This is a genomic window from Sphingomonas endophytica (assembly GCF_001476895.1).
Classification (GTDB): domain Bacteria; phylum Pseudomonadota; class Alphaproteobacteria; order Sphingomonadales; family Sphingomonadaceae; genus Sphingomonas; species Sphingomonas endophytica_A.
Map to the genome: position 1 here is coordinate 1 of NZ_LDTB01000140.1, position 577 is coordinate 577.

Annotated in this window: 1 protein-coding gene; it reads left to right on the top strand. The window is 61.2% G+C overall.

Annotation, left to right across the window (positions count from 1 at the left end):
• Nucleotides 1-183: 183 nt before the first annotated feature.
• Nucleotides 184-577, top strand: a 394-nt coding sequence (locus NS334_RS16380) for a hypothetical protein (protein WP_206542683.1), incomplete at its 3' end; no start/stop codon positions are given.

The window sequence follows — 577 nt, forward strand, 5'->3', positions numbered from 1 at the left end:
GGTTAATGGATCTTGAAGACGGCCCGGGATCCATAAATACTGAGCCTCTCAAGGATCGATTCATTAACGATCACTTCGGACGCACCGGGAGTCGGCAATTGATTTAACCCCTGCGAAACGTCCGTATTATTGCTCATGAGATTGCCGCAGAAGCGGCATGTTGAGCCAGAAAGATAGAGCCCCATGTCCTCGATCACCCTGTCGGCCGCCACGCGTCAGAACCTGCTCTCGCTGCAGGACACCGCCCAGCTGATGGCGACCACGCAGAACCGCCTCGCCACCGGCAAGACGGTCAACTCCGCCCTCGACAACCCGACCAACTTCTTCACCTCTCAGGCCCTCGACGGCCGCTCCTCGAGCCTGAACTCGCTCCTCGACGGCGTCTCCAACGGCATCCAGTCGATCCAGGCCGCCAACCAGGGCATCACCTCGATCCAGAAGCTCGTGGACCAAGCCAAGTCGATCGCCAACCAGGCGCTCTCGACCCAGCTCTCCACCACCGGCACCGCCGCCAACGCCTACAGCGCCAGCACCGCCTCCCAGACGGTCCTGCTGACGATCAACGGCACCTCGGTCT